At 51.7% G+C, this 17,941-nt stretch carries 15 protein-coding genes and 4 tRNA genes; 1 reads left to right on the plus strand and 18 read right to left on the minus strand.

Annotated elements, in window-relative coordinates:
• Window positions 1-43: 43 nt before the first annotated feature.
• Window positions 44-1,699: an arylsulfatase AslA gene (gene aslA, locus LG381_RS04115; protein WP_225762060.1), complete on the plus strand. Its 1,656-nt coding sequence runs from the start codon at window positions 44-46 to the stop codon at window positions 1,697-1,699.
• 173 nt (window positions 1,700-1,872) lie between these two features.
• Here the strand turns inward: aslA and LG381_RS04120 are convergent, their stop codons facing one another.
• From LG381_RS04120 to rhoL, 18 genes are all read right to left on the minus strand, one after another.
• Window positions 1,873-3,108 (minus strand): anaerobic sulfatase maturase, encoded by a 1,236-nt coding sequence (locus tag LG381_RS04120; RefSeq protein ID WP_105290667.1) that lies wholly within the window; start codon window positions 3,106-3,108, stop codon window positions 1,873-1,875.
• A 147-nt stretch (window positions 3,109-3,255) separates the two neighbouring features.
• Window positions 3,256-3,332: transfer RNA gene (locus LG381_RS04125), tRNA-Pro, on the minus strand.
• Between the two features lie 42 nt (window positions 3,333-3,374).
• A tRNA-Leu gene (locus LG381_RS04130) sits at window positions 3,375-3,461 on the minus strand.
• Window positions 3,462-3,481: 20 nt separating this feature from the next.
• Window positions 3,482-3,557 (minus strand) — tRNA-His (locus tag LG381_RS04135).
• Window positions 3,558-3,615: 58 nt separating this feature from the next.
• Window positions 3,616-3,692 (minus strand) — tRNA-Arg (locus LG381_RS04140).
• A 102-nt stretch (window positions 3,693-3,794) separates the two neighbouring features.
• Window positions 3,795-5,180, minus strand: a complete 1,386-nt coding sequence (locus LG381_RS04145) for an amino acid permease (RefSeq protein WP_000774732.1) — start codon at window positions 5,178-5,180, stop codon at window positions 3,795-3,797.
• 191 nt (window positions 5,181-5,371) lie between these two features.
• Window positions 5,372-6,112, minus strand: coding sequence for a lipopolysaccharide N-acetylmannosaminouronosyltransferase (wecG, locus tag LG381_RS04150; protein ID WP_222679889.1), 741 nt, complete (start codon window positions 6,110-6,112; stop codon window positions 5,372-5,374).
• Window positions 6,113-6,114: 2 nt separating this feature from the next.
• Entirely contained in the window at window positions 6,115-7,467 is a 1,353-nt protein-coding gene (gene wzyE, locus LG381_RS04155; RefSeq protein WP_085461500.1) for an ECA oligosaccharide polymerase, read from the minus strand.
• Complete coding sequence (rffT, locus tag LG381_RS04160) at window positions 7,464-8,543, minus strand: TDP-N-acetylfucosamine:lipid II N-acetylfucosaminyltransferase (RefSeq protein ID WP_222679890.1); 1,080 nt, start codon at window positions 8,541-8,543, stop codon at window positions 7,464-7,466. Before rffT ends, wzyE begins: the two co-directional genes overlap by 4 nt.
• Window positions 8,540-9,790, minus strand: a complete 1,251-nt coding sequence (gene wzxE, locus LG381_RS04165; RefSeq protein ID WP_000050237.1) for a lipid III flippase WzxE — start codon at window positions 9,788-9,790, stop codon at window positions 8,540-8,542. The genes rffT and wzxE overlap by 4 nt, the downstream gene beginning before the upstream one ends.
• A gap of 1 nt (window position 9,791) precedes the next feature.
• The gene (gene rffA / locus LG381_RS04170) at window positions 9,792-10,922 is read right to left on the minus strand and encodes a dTDP-4-amino-4,6-dideoxygalactose transaminase (RefSeq protein ID WP_225762061.1); all 1,131 of its coding nucleotides are present in this window, start codon (window positions 10,920-10,922) and stop codon (window positions 9,792-9,794) included.
• Window positions 10,923-10,926: 4 nt separating this feature from the next.
• Window positions 10,927-11,601, minus strand: a complete 675-nt coding sequence (gene rffC / locus LG381_RS04175) for a dTDP-4-amino-4,6-dideoxy-D-galactose acyltransferase (RefSeq protein ID WP_225762062.1) — start codon at window positions 11,599-11,601, stop codon at window positions 10,927-10,929.
• A gap of 34 nt (window positions 11,602-11,635) precedes the next feature.
• Window positions 11,636-12,898, minus strand: coding sequence for a UDP-N-acetyl-D-mannosamine dehydrogenase (gene wecC, locus LG381_RS04180; RefSeq protein ID WP_225762063.1), 1,263 nt, complete (start codon window positions 12,896-12,898; stop codon window positions 11,636-11,638).
• On the minus strand, window positions 12,895-14,025 hold the full coding sequence (wecB, locus tag LG381_RS04185) for a non-hydrolyzing UDP-N-acetylglucosamine 2-epimerase (RefSeq protein WP_085461496.1): 1,131 nt from the start codon (window positions 14,023-14,025) through the stop codon (window positions 12,895-12,897). Before wecB ends, wecC begins: the two co-directional genes overlap by 4 nt.
• Before the next feature lie 55 nt (window positions 14,026-14,080).
• Window positions 14,081-15,127: an ECA polysaccharide chain length modulation protein gene (wzzE, locus tag LG381_RS04190; protein WP_032226904.1), complete on the minus strand. Its 1,047-nt coding sequence runs from the start codon at window positions 15,125-15,127 to the stop codon at window positions 14,081-14,083.
• An 11-nt stretch (window positions 15,128-15,138) separates the two neighbouring features.
• Window positions 15,139-16,242, minus strand: coding sequence for a UDP-N-acetylglucosamine--undecaprenyl-phosphate N-acetylglucosaminephosphotransferase (gene wecA, locus LG381_RS04195; RefSeq protein WP_001050953.1), 1,104 nt, complete (start codon window positions 16,240-16,242; stop codon window positions 15,139-15,141).
• A 239-nt stretch (window positions 16,243-16,481) separates the two neighbouring features.
• Window positions 16,482-17,741: a transcription termination factor Rho gene (gene rho, locus LG381_RS04200; protein ID WP_001054527.1), complete on the minus strand. Its 1,260-nt coding sequence runs from the start codon at window positions 17,739-17,741 to the stop codon at window positions 16,482-16,484.
• An 84-nt stretch (window positions 17,742-17,825) separates the two neighbouring features.
• Entirely contained in the window at window positions 17,826-17,927 is a 102-nt protein-coding gene (gene rhoL / locus LG381_RS04205; RefSeq protein WP_010345119.1) for a rho operon leader peptide RhoL, read from the minus strand.
• Window positions 17,928-17,941 lie beyond the last annotated feature (14 nt).

Consider the following 17,941-nt stretch of genomic DNA (forward strand, 5'->3'; position numbering starts at 1 on the left):
AATTACGTCGTCGTTTTGATGACAGGAAACCGGAGCATTTCACATGGAAATTTCGTTTTCACCCAAACGTCTTGTTATTGCTGTTGCCACTGCTATTCCCTTTATGGTCAGTGCAGCAGATACCCCGTCAACTGCCACCGCGCGCGAGGGTTTTTCTGGTTACGATCACCCAAATCAATATCTGGTTAAACCAGCAACCCAAATTGCCGATAATATGATGCCGGTAATGCAGCACCCGGCGCAGGATAAAGAAACCCAGCAGAAACTGGCGGAACTTGAGAAAAAAACCGGCAAGAAACCGAACGTGGTTGTTTTCTTGCTGGACGATGTAGGCTGGATGGACGTTGGCTTTAACGGCGGCGGCGTGGCAGTAGGTAACCCAACGCCAGATATTGACGCCGTTGCCAGCCAGGGGCTGATTTTAACGTCTGCTTATTCACAACCCAGTTCTTCACCAACCCGCGCAACGATTCTCACTGGACAGTATTCCATCCACCACGGCATTTTGATGCCGCCGATGTACGGACAACCTGGCGGTCTGCAAGGGTTAACGACACTACCGCAACTGCTGCATGATCAAGGCTATGTCACCCAGGCCATCGGGAAATGGCACATGGGGGAAAACAAAGAGTCGCAGCCGCAGAACGTCGGCTTTGATGATTTCCGTGGCTTCAACTCAGTGTCCGATATGTATACCGAATGGCGTGATGTTCACGTAAACCCGGAAGTCGCCCTGAGCCCGGATCGTTCTGAATACATCAAAAAACTGCCGTTTAGTAAAGATGACGTTCATGCGGTGCGCGGCGGTGAACAGGAAGCCATTGCCGACATTACGCCGAAATATATGGAAGATCTGGATCAGCGTTGGATGGAATATGGCGTTAAGTTCCTCGACAAAATGGCGAAAAGCGACAAACCTTTCTTCCTCTATTACGGTACTCGCGGCTGTCACTTTGATAACTACCCGAACGCAAAATATGCGGGAAGTTCTCCGGCGCGCACCTCTTACAGCGACTGTATGGTAGAGATGAACGATGTGTTCGCTAACCTATACAAAGCACTGGAGAAAAACGGTCAGCTCGATAACACGCTGATTGTCTTTACCTCCGATAACGGCCCGGAAGCCGAAGTGCCGCCGCACGGACGCACACCGTTCCGTGGCTCTAAAGGTTCGACCTGGGAAGGCGGCGTTCGCGTACCGACTTTCGTTTACTGGAAAGGGATGATCCAACCGCGTAAATCTGACGGTATTGTCGATCTGGCAGATCTCTTCCCTACCGCGCTGGATCTGGCTGGTCATCCTGGGGCGAAAGTGGCAAATTTAGTGCCGAAAACCACCTTTATCGATGGCGTGGATCAGACATCCTTCTTCCTGGGAACAAATGGTCAGTCTAACCGTAAGGCCGAGCACTACTTCCTCAACGGTAAACTCGCTGCTGTGCGTATGGATGAGTTCAAATATCATGTTCTTATTCAGCAGCCATATGCCTATACCCAGAGCGGATATCAGGGAGGATTCACCGGTACAGTAATGCAAACGGCGGGCTCTGCGGTATTTAATCTCTATACCGATCCGCAGGAAAGCGACTCCATCGGCGTGCGCCATATTCCGATGGGAGTACCGCTACAGACCGAAATGCATGCGTATATGGAGATCCTGAAAAAATATCCGCCACGCGCGCAGATTAAATCTGATTAAGCCGGCGCTATCGCTACATCGAGCCACACTGACCTTGCCGGATGCGGCGTGAACGCCTTATCCGGCCTACAAGCCTTGCAAATTCAATAAATTGCAGCGTCCTGTAGGCCGGATAAGATGCGTCAGCATCGCATCCGGCAATCAACCGCAGGCGGCCTCCAAATGGCCGCTTTTTACTTACTCACTACCATCAAATGTGCCTGCATAATGTCACTGGCCGGGCGACCGTGCGCCAGTAAATCAGCCATTGCTTTAAGATATGGTGGTAGATGGCGGAAATAACGCTGATACCCGGCACACAAATAATTCAGCCCCGGTTTGCCGCTGATATCGAGCATAAAGCGGTGTTTCGGGCAGCCTCCCCAACATGCTTTTAACACGTTACAACTGCGACACTGCGCCGGTAACTGCTTAAATTTATCTTCACCAAACGCCTGCTGCTGCGGGGAATCTACCATTTCTGCGAGGGTCTGCTGAAGCATATTCCCCAGCCGATATTGCGGATAAACAAAGTGATCGCAGGCGTAAACGTCACCGTTGTGCTCAATAATCACCGAACGTCCACAGGTTGGCTGATGATGGCAAACCGCACCCGGCGCACCGACAAAATTGGCAAACGCCCATTCGATATTCATCACGAAAATCTTGCCGACGTCGCGTTTGATCCAGTGGTCGAATATCGCCACCAGAAATTCACCAAATTCATCGGGGCGCACTGACCATTCCGTCAGTTCCCCCTGAATATCACCAGGCGCCTGTAATTTTAGCCCGTCGCTGGCAGATTTTTCATCCGCCAGCCGCTCCACTACAGGAATAAACTGGATGAACTCCACGCCCGCATCACGCAAAAAGTCATAAACCTGCAACGGTTGCAGCGCGCTGGTGCGGTTAACGCACGCCAGCACGTTATAATCAACGTGATATTTTTGCAGTAGTTTAAGTGCGCGCATCACCAGCTTATGCGTTGGTCTGCCACCTTTAGTCACGCGATATTGATTGTGGATCTCAGCCGGGCCATCCAGCGATAACCCAACAAGAAAATGATTTTCTGCCAGAAATGCACACCATTCTTCATCAAGCAGCACACCGTTAGTCTGGAAGCTGTTACTTACCTTCCTGCCAGCACCATATTTCGCCTGTAGCGCCACTGCACGACGGTAAAAATCCAGCCCGAGTAACGTTGGTTCGCCGCCCTGCCAGGTAAATGCCACTTCGTTTTGGGGTTCGCTGGCAGCGATATAGTGACGGACATACGCTTCCAGCATTTCATCGTCCATATGCGTGACAGGTTGTTCGCGGTAAAGGGATTGTTTTTCGAGATAAAAACAGTAGTCACAGTTCAGATTACAATCTGAACCGCTCGGTTTCGCCATTACGTGAAAAGCACGCGTTGGAACCTGTTGCAGCATAGTCGCTCCTTGCCTGAAGTCGTCCTTCGATGAATTTAAGGGCGAAATAATACCGTTTGGCAATGATTAACTACGGGCGTTTATTGCGAAGGGAGAGTGATGGAATGCACAGAAAACAAAAAACCCCGCCGAAGCGGGGTTCAAAATTGGTCGGCGAGAGAGGATTCGAACCTCCGACCCACTGGTCCCAAACCAGTTGCGCTACCAAGCTGCGCTACTCGCCGAAATACTGCTTTTTGAATTTTTAGTTCAATTCTTTAAAGTCGTGGTGCGAGGGGGGGGACTTGAACCCCCACGTCCGTAAGGACACTAACACCTGAAGCTAGCGCGTCTACCAATTCCGCCACCTTCGCATTGTCACAACTTCTAATAATGGGGTGGCTAATGGGATTCGAACCCACGACAACTGGAATCACAATCCAGGGCTCTACCAACTGAGCTATAGCCACCACTACAAATCTTGTTACGCGGTATTACTACCACCGCAGCTCAAGCGCCGGGACTAAATGGCGCGCCCGACAGGATTCGAACCTGAGACCTCTGCCTCCGGAGGGCAGCGCTCTATCCAGCTGAGCTACGGGCGCTTAGCGCCGTTGCGGGGGTGGATAATACGGACTTCGCCCCCCTCTGTCTAGTCCCTTTTTAAATAAAATGCGCGTTTGGTTACGGTTTGTGCATTTTGCTGCTTATTCCTCCAGTTTATGCACTTTACCGTGGCGATTAAGGCCAAATACTTTGTAAATCGCCGTCACTGCCAGCATGAAGATGATGCCGACAAACAGCGACATTCGGGTATCTTCATTAAAGTACATGCCGATCAAAACGCAAATCAGGAATGCCATTGTTACGTAATTGGCCCACGGGAACAGAATGGAGCGGAACGGATGGCTGGCAATCGCCGCTTTGTGCGCACGACGAAAACGCAGTTGGCTTATCAAAATCACAAACCATGGCACCATCCCCGGAAGTACGCTGGCGCTGTAGACGTAAACAAACACACGCTGGGGATTGGGGATGATGTAGTTCAGGCATGAACCAATCAACAGAATGGCTATTGATACCGCCACGCCTGCAACCGGCACGCCGTGACGGGAAACTTTCGCCATCGCCGCCGGTAACTGGCGGTTTTTCGCCAGCGCGTAGAGCATACGTCCGCAACTGTACATGCCGCTGTTACAGCCAGAGAGAGCCGCCGTCAGCACCACAAAGTTGATAATGCCCGCCGCTGCGGTAATGCCGATTTTGGCGAAAGTCAGTACGAATGGGCTGCCGTTGCTGCCTATTTCATTCCACGGGAAGATAGTGACGATAACGAAAATCGCGCCTACGTAGAAAATCAGGATTCGCCATAGCACTTTGCCTACGGCACTGCGCAACGTCACCTGCGGATTCTTCGCTTCACCGGCGGTGATGCCAATCAGTTCCACGCCCTGGTAGGACGCCACCACGATACACAAGGCGGTGAGGAAGCCTTTCCAGCCACCCGCAAAGAAACCGCCATGCTCTGTGAGATTGCTAAAACCAATCGACTGCCCGCCATTGCCAAAACCAAAGAAAATCACGCCCAGGCCAATGACGATCATCACAATGATTGTGGTGACTTTGATCATCGCGAACCAGAACTCGATTTCGCCATACAACCGCACCGCCGCCAGATTCGCCAGCGCCACCAGCGCCACCGCGATCAATGCGGGTATCCACTGTGCCATCTCTGGGAACCAGAACTGGACGTAGACGCCGATGGCGGTAATTTCCGAGATCCCCACCGCCATCCACATAAACCAGTAAGACCAGGCGGTGAGATAGCCAAAGAACGGGCTCATATAACGATGTGCGTAAACGGCGAAAGAACCAGTAACCGGTTCGAGGAACAACATTTCGCCCATTGAACGCATAATGAAAAAGACGAACAGCCCGGCGATGATATAGGCCAACAATACGGATGGCCCGGCCCATTTCAGGGTACTGGCGGCCCCCATAAACAGGCCGACGCCGATAGTACCCCCAAGGGCGATGAGTTCGATATGTCGAGCTTCCAGCCCACGCTGTAGCTCTGGTTTGTTATCTGCCATAAATCCTCGTGTTGTGTTTGCATGTTTTTCCGGTGTTACCGGTTATCGTTATGGGTACATCGAGTGTTGCGAATGTTTTCGTAATTTAGAAGAAATGGCAAATGAAGCATTAAAAATTTGGATGCTTTGTGTAATAAAACGGCAGACAGGTGACGGAGTGACCACTCCGTCGCTTTACAGAGAGAGGAAAATCAGAGGTTGCCGGTGTAGTGCCAGCGTAAATAGCGCAGTAAACGAAGCTGGCGTTTAATGCGGCTTGGCTGCGAAAGCAGGCGATAGAGCCACTCCAGCCCCAGTTTTTGCCAGATTTTCGGCGCGCGTTTCACATGACCAGTAAAGACATCATACGTCCCGCCAACGCCCATATACAGCGCATCTGGATGCACCAGACGGCAGTCGCGCATGAAGATCTCCTGCTTTGGCGATCCCATCGCAACGGTGACGATTTGCGCTCCACTGGCATGAATTCGTTCAAACAATGCCTGACGCTGCTCGGGTTTAAAATAACCATCCTGACTGCCAACGATATTCACATTCCACTGGTTGCGCAGTTTAGCTTCGGTCTGCGCCAGCACTTCAGGTTTACCGCCAACAAGAAATACCAGCGTCCCTTCTTTGCCTGCGCGCGCCATCAGCTCTTCCCAGAGATCGGCACCGGCAACGCGGGAAACCTGCGCCTGCGGGTACTTTTTACGTACTGAACGTACAACGCTGATGCCATCCGCATATTTAAATTCGGCAGCGTTAATTAACTCCCTGACCTCGGCGTTATCTTCAATGGTCAGCATTTTTTCAGCATTAATGGCAACCAGCGTTCCCTGCTTAAGCTGCCCGTCAGCAAACAGATAATCAAGGGCGTGCTGCATATCACGCCAACCGATTAACTGTAAGCCACGCAGCGTATAGGTCGGTGCCGTGGTGTTGTTATTCATTGTTATCCTTCAACCTGCGTCCGGAGCGATGATTTTGTACGTTTATGAATGAGTCCGGCGCTTTCAAAAAGCCAGTACAACAGTTTTGCGATCATCAGACATGCGCCGAAGACCACGATAAAAAAGACCACGCGTGAGACAAACGAATCCAGCCCTTCACGCGCCAGCACGATCATATTGAAGATCGCCCCGAAGCAGAAACTGTGCAATATCGCGGCCTTATAACGATTGGTTTCGCGGTTGCCCAGCTCATACAGCCAGTCGAACCACTTAATGATCAGACCAACCACAATCGCCCCCAGAGGAATAAACAGCGCGCCGCCCATAACAACCAGTGAACCAATAAGCGTAGGCGAGATTGCCAACCCGGAGTGATTGTTCAGCACTTCCCAGGTGAAATAGTTGGCAGAATTCAGCACCATGCTCGGCCGTCCCGGCCACAACCAGGAAGGAATAAAGACATAGAAATCGCGAACAATCGGCGCCAGCCCCTGGAAGTCGATGTTGTCGTAGTTCTGCAACAGCAACGCCAGATTCTCCCACGGCGAGAAGGTGTCGCGGGTGAGATAGAGAAACGTGTAGAACGCCTCATCGCCGCTCACGTTCATTCCATAGCGTTTTAGCGCCAGCCAGAACATACCAACAATCCCCAGCACGCCTGCCGCCGCCAGCATCCACAACGAAATCCAGCCGCGAATAATGCCGATAAACAGAAAGATAGCGAATGCAATGATGATATTGGCGCGAGTACCGCCGACAATCATATAAGTCAGCAAACCAAATGCGACCGTGCTGACGAGGAAAAACAGCCACGCTTTGCTGTCCTGGCGCAGAAAATAGACCACCAGCATCGCCGGGATGAAAAAGTAAAAGAAGCGTTTTAGCGCCACGCCGGAGACTTCACTGGAGAAGATCTGGCTGTAGGAGTTAAGCCGGAACAGCAAAAAACCGTTGTGCATGAAGAAGATGCCGACGCTCACCAGCGCGATGCCCATCAGGATCACCCATGTGAGATTGGTCTCCACACGGTTCATGGTAAACAGCGGGCGGCGCGGTACATCGACAACGCGTTTGCGTAGGCGGGTTTTGTAGGTGACGTAGTAAACCGCGTAGAAGCAAGCAGCAGAAAGTAGCGCCTGAAGGAGAATGTCTGGCGGCGCAACGCCGACATTAAAGCGAAATACCAGCACGCTGGTCAGCGGAAAGCCAAAGAAAAAAGTGAGCAAAAACAGCAATGAAAAGAAGACATTGAAGTTAAAGCGCACGCGGCGAAACTCAAACCAGGTCAGCGTAGCAATAAACAGTGAGCAAAGCAGCCAGACAACAAACAGGCCGCTAAATTGCAACAGGCTCATGCGTCCTCCCCGCTGGCAATAGCCAACGCCCGCCGCCAGCCTTGCAGATAGTTCGGGCTAAAGAAGGCAATGTTGTTTTTATCCACCGACGCCAGCTGGCGCTGCGCTTCACGCACAATATCCTCGTTGAGATCATCAGTGGTAAACAGCACCGGTAAATGTTGTTCCGTCATATCTTGCCAGAATGGGTTTTCCCGGTTAAGTACGCAGGGAATGCCTGCCTGAATCAACAAGCACAGAGTACCAATGCCCTGCTGGCGGGCAAAAATAAAGTAGCCGAGATCGCACTGGCGAAGTAGCGCCAGATAGGCGTCAAAATCCAGTTTTTCGCTCAAAATTTGCAGATGTTCTTCGCTGAACAATTTCAGCCCCGCCTGACGAACTTCGTTGATATACACATCGTTATTGGGCGGATACCCCATCGGCACCACCACTTTTACCGTATCGCCAAACTGCTGATGAACAGCATTTAAGGCGGCAATGTGTTCATTGCTGCGATCGCCGGAGTTCCCCACCAGAATGGTCATTTTCCCTTCACGTTGCCGATCGTTCGCCATCGTATTGAGAGATGGATCCATCCGCGTCGGGAAGTAAATCAGTTCGCCCCTCACCTTAGGATGCGTTTTAGCAAAAAAGCTCAAATCACCGCGAGTAGCAAATACGCAGCCGACTCGCTTTTGTGCCAGCCGGCGGATAGGGTAAAACAGTTTGAATTTCAGCCCGCTGGAGACCTCATAGAGATCTGCCCCCCAGATATGCCAGTAAAACTGGCTGGGTTTGATACCACCACTCAGCAACGCCAGCCACAGCGTGGTGTTGAACTGACCGTGGAAGAAAAATCGCTGCTGCCGGTTAGCTTTCGCCTTTGCGATGACCGCTTCTGCCAGGGATTTTTTACCTGGGTAAAATTGCACAGAAAGTGCCGGACAGCTGTCACTTAAGCCGTCGTCCTTGCCAGCAACCATAAACTCGCGCGCGTGCTCGCTCGTTGCGGCCAGCGCGTCGTTGAAAAACCGTAAAACGGTTTGGTTATGGTGAGGGATATCCGATCCCAGTACGTGAATCAGTACAGTCATGCCCGCCTACGCCAGAGTAAAAACACGCCACAACAAAGAGAGAAATAGACGATATACGTTGCCATATAAGCCTGCGCCGCGCCCAGCGCACCATGCGCAGGGATCAACCAGTGGGCAAATACCATCAACAAAGTGAACTGGCTGACTTCCGCCAGGATATAAAACCGCAGCGACGCTTTGGCGATCACCAGGTAACCAAAGACATAAGCACCCACTTTTAACACATCGCCCACCAACTGCCAGGCAAAGAGATCGCGCATAGCGGTAAATTTATTCGATAACAGCAGCCAGATGGCAAAATCGCGCAGCAGCCAGACGGTAAAACTCGCCACCGCCACTGCTGGTAAGACGAATTTCAGCGACTTCACCACTTCCCGGGTGATATCGCGCTTTTCCGTTAGCCGCGACAACGTGGGCAGTAAATACACGCTAAAAGAGGCGGTAATGAATTGCAGGTAGGCATCGGAAATACTGCTCACCCCTTGCCAGATGCCCACTTCATCCCAGCTATACTGCGCCGCCAGCAGTTTACGCATCATGATGTAAGCAACGGGCAAGGTCACCGACGTAATCAACGCCATGAGCGTAAATTTGCTCAACTGCCCTGCCAGACCATTATCCCAGCTGGGTTTCAGATAGCTTAACGGGATTGCACCACGCTTAATTAGCATGATGACGGCAGGAATCACCACCAGCGCAGGAATCAACGCCAGTCCCAGCAACGCCCCTTCATAACCGCCCAAACGGTAACTGACGTAATAGGCAATAACGCCAAGCAAGCTGCCGAGAATAAGCGACAGGGCATTACCGGCGGCATCACGAAAACCTTTCATCAGCGCCAGCAGCAGGTTGCCCCAGGCGATCCCCATCTGTACGAGTGCAACCAATCGCACCAGCCCCTGATAGTCGGTATTACCGAACAATCCCTGGCTGATTGGGGCAGCCGCCAGCACAAAAACCAGCGCCATCAGCGTAGAGAAGGCAAGCACCATCGCTGATGAAGTGCCGACCACGCGGCGTAGCTGCTGCGGATTATCATGGTACTGGGCAACGTATTTCGTTACGCCGTTAAAGATGCCCGCCCCAGCGAGCACGCCGAGCACGGTAATCAACTGGCGGAAATTTGCCGCCAGCCCCAGCCCAGCCGGACCAAATGACACCGCCAGCAACTTACCGACCAGCAACCCGGCACCAATCTTGACCAGCGTACTGGCCGCCGTCCATAAGGACGCTTTTGCCAGCGACATATCAGGAGAAGTAGTTCAACAAAGTCGCAATTACCGTGCGTTGATTGACGGGCGACAAATTGTAGAACAGCGGCAGGCGCAGCAGGCGCTCGCTCTCTTTGGTGGTGTAGCGATCTTCGCCGTGGAACTCACCAAAGCGTTCACCCGCAGGGCTTGCGTGTAGCGGAATATAATGGAACACCGCCATAATTTCCGCTTCTTTCAGGAAGTTAATCAATGCGCTCCGGTCATCATTATCCCGCAGCTTAATGTAGAACATATGCGCGTTCTGCACGCAGCCATCCGGAATCGACGGCAGTTCGATACGCCCGGCTTTCGCCAGAGGTGCTAACGCATCGTAGTAGTTTTGCCACAACGCCAGACGTTGCTGGTTGATACGTTCGGCGGCTTCCAGTTGCGCCCACAGGTACGCAGCTTGCAGATCGGACATCAGATAGCTGGAACCAATATCACGCCAGGTATATTTATCGACCTGACCACGGAAGAACTGGCTGCGGTTAGTGCCTTTTTCGCGGATGATCTCGGCACGTTCAATCAACGCTTTATCGTTAATCAGCGTCGCACCGCCTTCCCCGCCCGCCGTATAGTTTTTGGTTTCATGGAAGCTAAAGCAGCCAATATGACCAATGGTTCCCAGCGCACGCCCTTTGTAAGTGGACATCACGCCCTGAGCGGCATCTTCCACCACAAACAGGTTATGCTTTTTCGCCAGCGCCATAATGGTGTCCATTTCACAGGCCACGCCCGCGTAATGTACCGGCACGATAACACGCGTTTTGTCGGTGATCGCCGATTCAATAAGCGTTTCGTCGATGTTCATGGTGTCCGGGCGGATATCCACAAAGACGATTTTCGCGCCACGCAGCACAAAGGCATTGGCGGTGGAGACAAAGGTGTAGCTCGGCATGATCACTTCATCGCCAGGCTGGATATCGAGCAGCAACGCCGCCATCTCCAGCGAAGCGGTGCAGGACGGCGTCAGCAGCACTTTGGTACTACCAAAACGTTGCTCCAGCCACTGCTGGCAGCGACGGGTAAAACCGCCATCGCCGCACAGTTTGCCGCTACCCATTGCCGACTGCATATAGTCGAGTTCGGTTCCTACCACCGGCGGTGCGTTAAATGGAATCATGTGATCACCTGTATAACCAGTACGCGGTGCTTTCTACATTCGCACCACTTTGTATGTATCGTTTAAGCGCGGCGGTGTTGCCCATCTGGGTCGCCACCCGCAATGTTGTTTTACCGCGAGCATACGCCCAGTTTAGTGCCGCTTGCATCAGCTGTGCACCGGAGCCACGGCCTGCCAGCAAGCCAATGCGCGCGTCAGTGGCATTCAACTCTCGTAGAGAAACATAGCCACAAATATCACCAGACGCCGAACGTAAAATCAGGCATTGATGATCAAAAGTGCCGCGTACGGCGTTTTCAATCCACTGCGCATAAAAGCGGCCACTGGCGTCAGGCGCATACCACGGCGCACGAAAACGGCTTTGCGCAAATGCCCCACTGGCTAACTGGCGTAGCACTGGAATATCTGTCTCTTGTGCCACTTCTGCGTCGCTATCACTTGCACTGTTCACAGGCAGTACCAAATCAACTTCACCCTCAACCAGTAAGAATCCCAGTTGTTGCAAGGCGTCCAGCTCATCGGTATTTGATGCGGCAATTTTGGCCTGCACCCGTGACCACGGCGCTAAGACGTCTGACGTCAGGAGTGGCGCGTCAGGACTAATACGCACAATGGCGCTGTTGACACCAAAGAAGGTGTTTTCCCAGGTTAGTGGTTCAATTCTGGCGCGAATGGGCATTGTGTGACTCCCTCAAAACAGTCATTCACTGTAATCAGCGCCAGACCCCTTTGGTATCTACGACATACTGCTGTTTAACATGTTCACCGCTGATGGCTTTGAACTGACTGTGATCGACCAGCATCACCAGTACATCTGCCGTTTCCAGCGCCTCGTCAAGCTGCGCCAGAGTACAAAGCCCGGTCAGTTTTTTCGGCAACTGGTGGATGTTAGGCTCAACAACCAGCGTTTCGCCGCTATGCCACTGGGCGATCAGTTCAGCGATTTCCATTGCCGGACTTTCGCGCAGATCATCAATATTCGGTTTAAACGCCAGACCAAAGCAGGCAATTTTCAGCTCGCTGGCGCGTTTATCCGTAGTGGACAGGCAGTCGGTAACCGCCGCTTTGACCTGATCGATAACCCAGAAAGGTTTGTTGTCGTTCACTTCGCGTGCGGTACGGATAAGCCGCGCCTGCTGCGGGTTCTGCGCCACGATAAACCACGGATCAACAGCGATACAGTGACCGCCCACGCCAGGCCCAGGCTGAAGAATATTGACTCGTGGATGGCGATTCGCCAGGCGAACCAGTTCCCAGACGTTAATCCCCTGATCGGCACAAATTAGCGACAGTTCGTTAGCAAAAGCAATATTCACATCGCGGAAGCTGTTTTCAGTCAGCTTACACATTTCCGCCGTCCGCGAGTTAGTGATAACACACTCTCCTTCGAGGAAAATTTTGTACAGTTCGCTGGCGCGCGCAGAACAAACCGGCGTCATACCGCCAATCACACGGTCATTTTTAATCAACTCGACCATCACCTGCCCCGGCAACACACGTTCAGGGCAGTAGGCAATATTCACGTCAGCCTGCTCGCCCACCTGCTGCGGGAAAGTCAGATCTGGACGCATCTCTGCTAACCATTCTGCCATCTTCTCGGTTGCCCCCACCGGCGAGGTGGACTCAAGGATCACCAGCGCGCCTTTTTTCAGTACTGGCGCAATGGAGCGGGCAGCCGATTCGACGTAAGTCATATCCGGTTCATGATCGCCTTTAAACGGCGTAGGTACAGCAATCAACCAGGCATCCGCCTCAACCGGCGTCGTGCTCGCTCGTAAAAATCCACCTTCTACGGCAGTTTTTACCACGCTCGCCAAATCAGGCTCGACGATATGGATTTCGCCACGATTGATGGTATCAACCGCTTGTTGGTTGATATCGACACCAATCACCTGTTTTTGCCGGGAGGCAAACGCTGCCGCCGTCGGCAGCCCAATGTAACCCAGTCCAATGACAGAAATGGTCGCAAAACTCATAGTGATATCCGATTATTTTTTAACGCTTCCAAAATGCGAGAGCATGCCTGACCATCACCATACGGGTTATGGGCGCGGCTCATAGTTTGATATTCGTTTTCGTCTTTTAAAAGACGCGTCACTTCCTCGACAATTCGCTGCTTATCCGTGCCTACCAGACGCACCGTACCCGCCGTCACTGCTTCCGGACGTTCAGTGGTATCGCGCATCACCAGCACCGGTTTACCCAGTGAAGGCGCTTCTTCCTGAATACCGCCAGAGTCAGTCAAAATCAACCAGGCGTGGTTCATCAGCCAGACAAACGGTAAATATTCCTGGGGATCGATCAGAATGACATTTTTCACATGCCCCAGAATGCGGTTTACCGGTTCTCTGACGTTCGGGTTGAGATGTACCGGATAGACAATCTGGATGTCCTGATGAGTGGTGGCGATTTCTGCCAGTGCGTGGCAAATTTCTTCAAAGCCACGACCGAAGCTCTCACGTCTGTGACCGGTCACCAGAATCATCTTCTTATCGGGGTCGATAAACGGGTAATTTGCCGCCAGTTCAGAACGCAGCGTATCGCTGCTCATCACCTGGTCGCGCACCCACAGCAAGGCGTCGATAACGGTATTGCCGGTAATAAAGATTCGGCTGTCAGCAACGTTTTCACGCAGCAGGTTTTGCCGGGAAGTTTCAGTTGGCGAGAAATGGTACATCGCCAGATGACCGGTCAGTGTGCGGTTAGCCTCTTCCGGCCACGGTGAATAGAGATCACCAGTACGCAGTCCAGCCTCTACGTGACCAACAGGAATACGCTGATAAAACGCTGCCAGGCTGGTTGCCAGTGTGGTAGTGGTATCACCGTGAACCAGCACGACGTCTGGTTTAAACTCGGCAAGAATAGGTTTTAGCCCTTCCAGAATCCGACAGGTTATCTCTGTCAGACCCTGCCCTGGCTGCATTATGTTGAGATCGTAGTCAGGTACAATGGAAAAGAGTTTCAGCACCTGATCGAGCATCTCCCGATGCTGCGCAGTGACGCAAACTTTAGCCTCAAAAAAAGGATCTTTTGCCAACGCATGCACCAGCGGTGCCATCTTGATGGCTTCCGGGCGCGTACCAAATACAGTCAGTACTTTCACATCGATTCTCTTTGAATAAGCGGCGAGCGCCTTTGCGCTCACCGCAGCAGTGTTGCTATTTCGAGCAACGGCGGGTTAATGCGACACCAGCCCCGATCAGCCCCCCGACAATGCCCCACATAATCATCAGGAAGGCACGACGTGGGCTATCGCGTTTTACCGGTTCTTCCGGCGTACGCAAATAGCGATAGGTCTGAAAACGCGGATCCAGGGTTGGACCTACATTAAGGGTGTTTAACATGGCCCGATTCTGATCATAGTCAAGATCAAAGGCCGGACCGACGGCCTGTAAATTTTCTAATCGCGCCTGCAGCATAGGGCGCCCCAGCAAAAACATTTCTGAATCAGGCAATTCATCCGCAGGGACATCTGTCGCACTACGGGAAATATTATGTTGCTCGGCGATTTTGAGCGCCTGCTCAATGCTGTTTACCCGGCGGTCGTAGATCGCTTTCGCAACTTCTTCCTGACGCTTCACCTGGGCTTTCATTTGGATAGTGCGTGCTGCCCATGCGCCTTTCAGCTCATCATTCAGATGGCTGGCAGCGCGCTGACTGGCGAATGCGACATATTGACGCAGCAGATTATTGGCATCAGGGGCAGTTTCGGCAATCAATTTAACGTTATCATTGGTCGCGCGGGTGAAATCACCGGGAATAAACTGGATGTTGTTGATCATTTCATCCAGCAGAGCCGCATCGGCTTTACTGTTACCGACCATCCGCTGTTTGTAATAATCCGTCTGCAGCCAGAAATCGCGACGGGTGTCCCACGACGCCAGCTGCATAACAAATTCTTTATAGGCTTCGTCCATGACCGATGGTTGGTCGGCAGGAGCCATGTTCGAACGGACGTCCAGGTTACGCAAAAACTGCTGCTGCGAGTAGTATCCCCCCAGCATATTCACCGTTGGACGATCGGTAATCGCCGTCGCACTCCACTCCTGGCGGGCGAAAAATGTATACGCCAGCGCAATTAACGCAAACGCCAGCCCCATGCAAATAATCCACAGCTTCCCAGCCCACAAGGTACGAAACAACCCACGAATATCCAGTTCATTTTCAGCGTCTTCGGCTGGTTTCCCAGGCATTGGTTGCGTCATTACATCCTCGTTTATTTGGTTAAGTTGGGGCTGCCACCACGATTTCTGCGCAGTCGGCGTTTCACACGCTTAATAAAGCGAGCAACCTTCCAGGCGCGCTTAATGCAATAGCCATAGAGGAAGAATGCTAGCAAAAAGAGCACCAGCATGACCCATTCAGGGACAAAATGAGAATATTCTGCCAGCACGCCAATGGAAGCAAGCAGTGCAGCAGCAAGGGTAATCAGCACAAATGCCTGACGAGAAGTAAAGCCAGCGCGCATGATTAAATGATGAATGTGCTGACGGTCAGGCGAGAACGGACTCATGCCTTTACGCAGGCGACGATACATAATAGCCACCATATCCATCAGCGGAATGGCGATTATCCATAATGCAGTCACCGGGCTAATCGGATGCGTTTTACCCTGGGTGGTTTCCAGCAGGATCCAGATTACGGTAAAACCAATCAATGTACTGCCCGCATCGCCCATAAAGACTTTGTAGCGACGCCCCAGAATACCGAGGTTAAGCATGATGTAAGGCAGGATGGCGGCAATCATCGCAAAGCACCAGATAGCGAGGCTGGTTTGCCCGTCGAACCACAAAATCATACCAATTGCCGCAAATGAGACGCAGGATAACCCGCCCAGCAAACCATCAATGCCATCAACCATATTGAAAGCATTAATTGCCGCCCAGACTGCAAACAACGTCAGGAAATACCCAAACGGTCCAAGTACCATCTCCCAGTCGCCAAAAATATAGCCAAGGCTACTGAGATAAAGTTTGCCGAACACCATCATAATGATGCCAACAGCGGCCTGTATGGTGGCTCGAATTTTTACGCTGATATCAAAACGGTCATCCAGCGCGCCGATGAACACCAGGACGCCAGCGCAAGCCAGGTAGAGAGATGCATGCGGAATATAATAGTCGACAATTCCGAACGTGAAGCAAATCCCTGCGTAAACCGAAATACCTCCAACGAGCGGTATCAATCCCTGGTGACGTTTGCGGAAGTTAGGTTTATCCACTAAACCGACTTTTTTTGCCACCTTGCGGGCAAAAAACAGAAACAGTGTCGTGAATAAAAAAATACTGATGAGATCAGTACTCACTGTCAGTAAATTCACAATGCATGCTCTCAGAGAAAATTATTAGCAGAAGTATACCCACGAAGACCTTTATTCAGAAGGGAAACTACTTTCTGAACCAATCAGGCCTGTGCAAAAATCAACCGCTCGCGACGAAAATCGTATAAAAAACCCGCAAAAACCAGGAATTTTCCCACCATCACAGGCATGCTGCTAAGATTACAGATATAAAAGCAAAACGCCACGTAAACACGTGGCGTTTTTAGCATAAGACAAATTTATGAGCGTTTCATCATCTCAAAGAAATCGTCATTCGTCTTGGTCATCGCGAGCTTGTTAATGAGGAATTCCATTGCGTCGATTTCACCCATCGGGTGAATGATTTTGCGCAAGATCCACATTTTCTGCAGCTCTTCCTGAGTAGTGAGCAGTTCTTCTTTACGTGTACCGGAACGGTTGTAGTCGATAGCAGGGAAGACGCGTTTTTCAGCGATCTTACGAGAGAGGTGCAGTTCCATGTTACCGGTGCCTTTAAACTCTTCGTAGATAACTTCGTCCATTTTGGAACCCGTATCGATCAGCGCCGTCGCGATGATGGTCAGGCTGCCGCCCTCTTCCACGTTACGCGCCGCACCGAAGAAGCGTTTCGGACGATGCAGTGCGTTAGCATCCACACCACCGGTCAACACTTTACCGGAAGCCGGAACGACGGTGTTATAAGCACGCGCCAGACGAGTAATAGAGTCGAGCAGAATGATAACGTCTTTCTTGTGCTCAACCAGACGTTTCGCCTTCTCGATCACCATTTCCGCAACCTGAACGTGGCGAGATGCCGGTTCGTCAAAGGTAGAAGCGACAACTTCCCCTTTAACCAGACGCTGCATCTCGGTTACTTCTTCCGGACGTTCGTCAATCAGCAGAACCATCAGCACACAATCCGGGTGATTGTAAGCAATGCTCTGGGCGATATTCTGCAGCAGCATGGTTTTACCTGCTTTCGGCGGCGCCACAATCAGACCACGTTGACCACGACCGATTGGCGAAGCCAGATCCAGCACGCGAGCGGTCAAATCTTCAGTAGAACCGTTACCACGTTCCATACGCAGACGAGAGTTTGCGTGCAGCGGGGTCAAGTTCTCAAAGAGGATTTTATTGCGGGCGTTTTCAGGTTTATCGAAGTTAACTTCATTAACTTTCAGCAGCGCAAAATAGCGTTCACCTTCTTTCGGCGGGCGAATCTTACCAGAGATGGTATCACCAGTGCGGAGGTTGAAACGGCGGATTTGGCTGGGAGAAACGTAGATGTCATCAGGACCGGCGAGGTAGGAGCTGTCTGCGGAACGGAGGAAACCAAATCCATCCTGCAATATCTCCAGTACGCCATCACCAAAGATATCTTCGCCACTCTTTGCGTGCTGCTTCAGGATGGCAAAAATAATGTCCTGCTTACGCATACGAGCCAGATTTTCCAGCCCCATATTTTCGCCGAGAGTGATCAGCTCAGAAACCGGCGTATTCTTTAATTCGGTAAGATTCATAGTGGTGTGAGTTCTTAAACTTGGGGTAAATCTCGAACTTAATGTTGTGAATGGTATGGCAGGATCATCCATGCCTGTTTACGGTCATCGACTCATGTCTTTTCGCTGTCTGGTCACAGGAAAGTACGCAGAACTGAAACGACAAGACGGATTGAGTGACAAACCAGAAATCTGTTCACTTCGCATTAGATAAAAACGGG

The sequence above is a fragment of the Escherichia sp. Marseille-Q3837 genome, from assembly GCF_916618735.1.
Classification (GTDB): Bacteria; Pseudomonadota; Gammaproteobacteria; order Enterobacterales; family Enterobacteriaceae; genus Escherichia; species Escherichia ruysiae.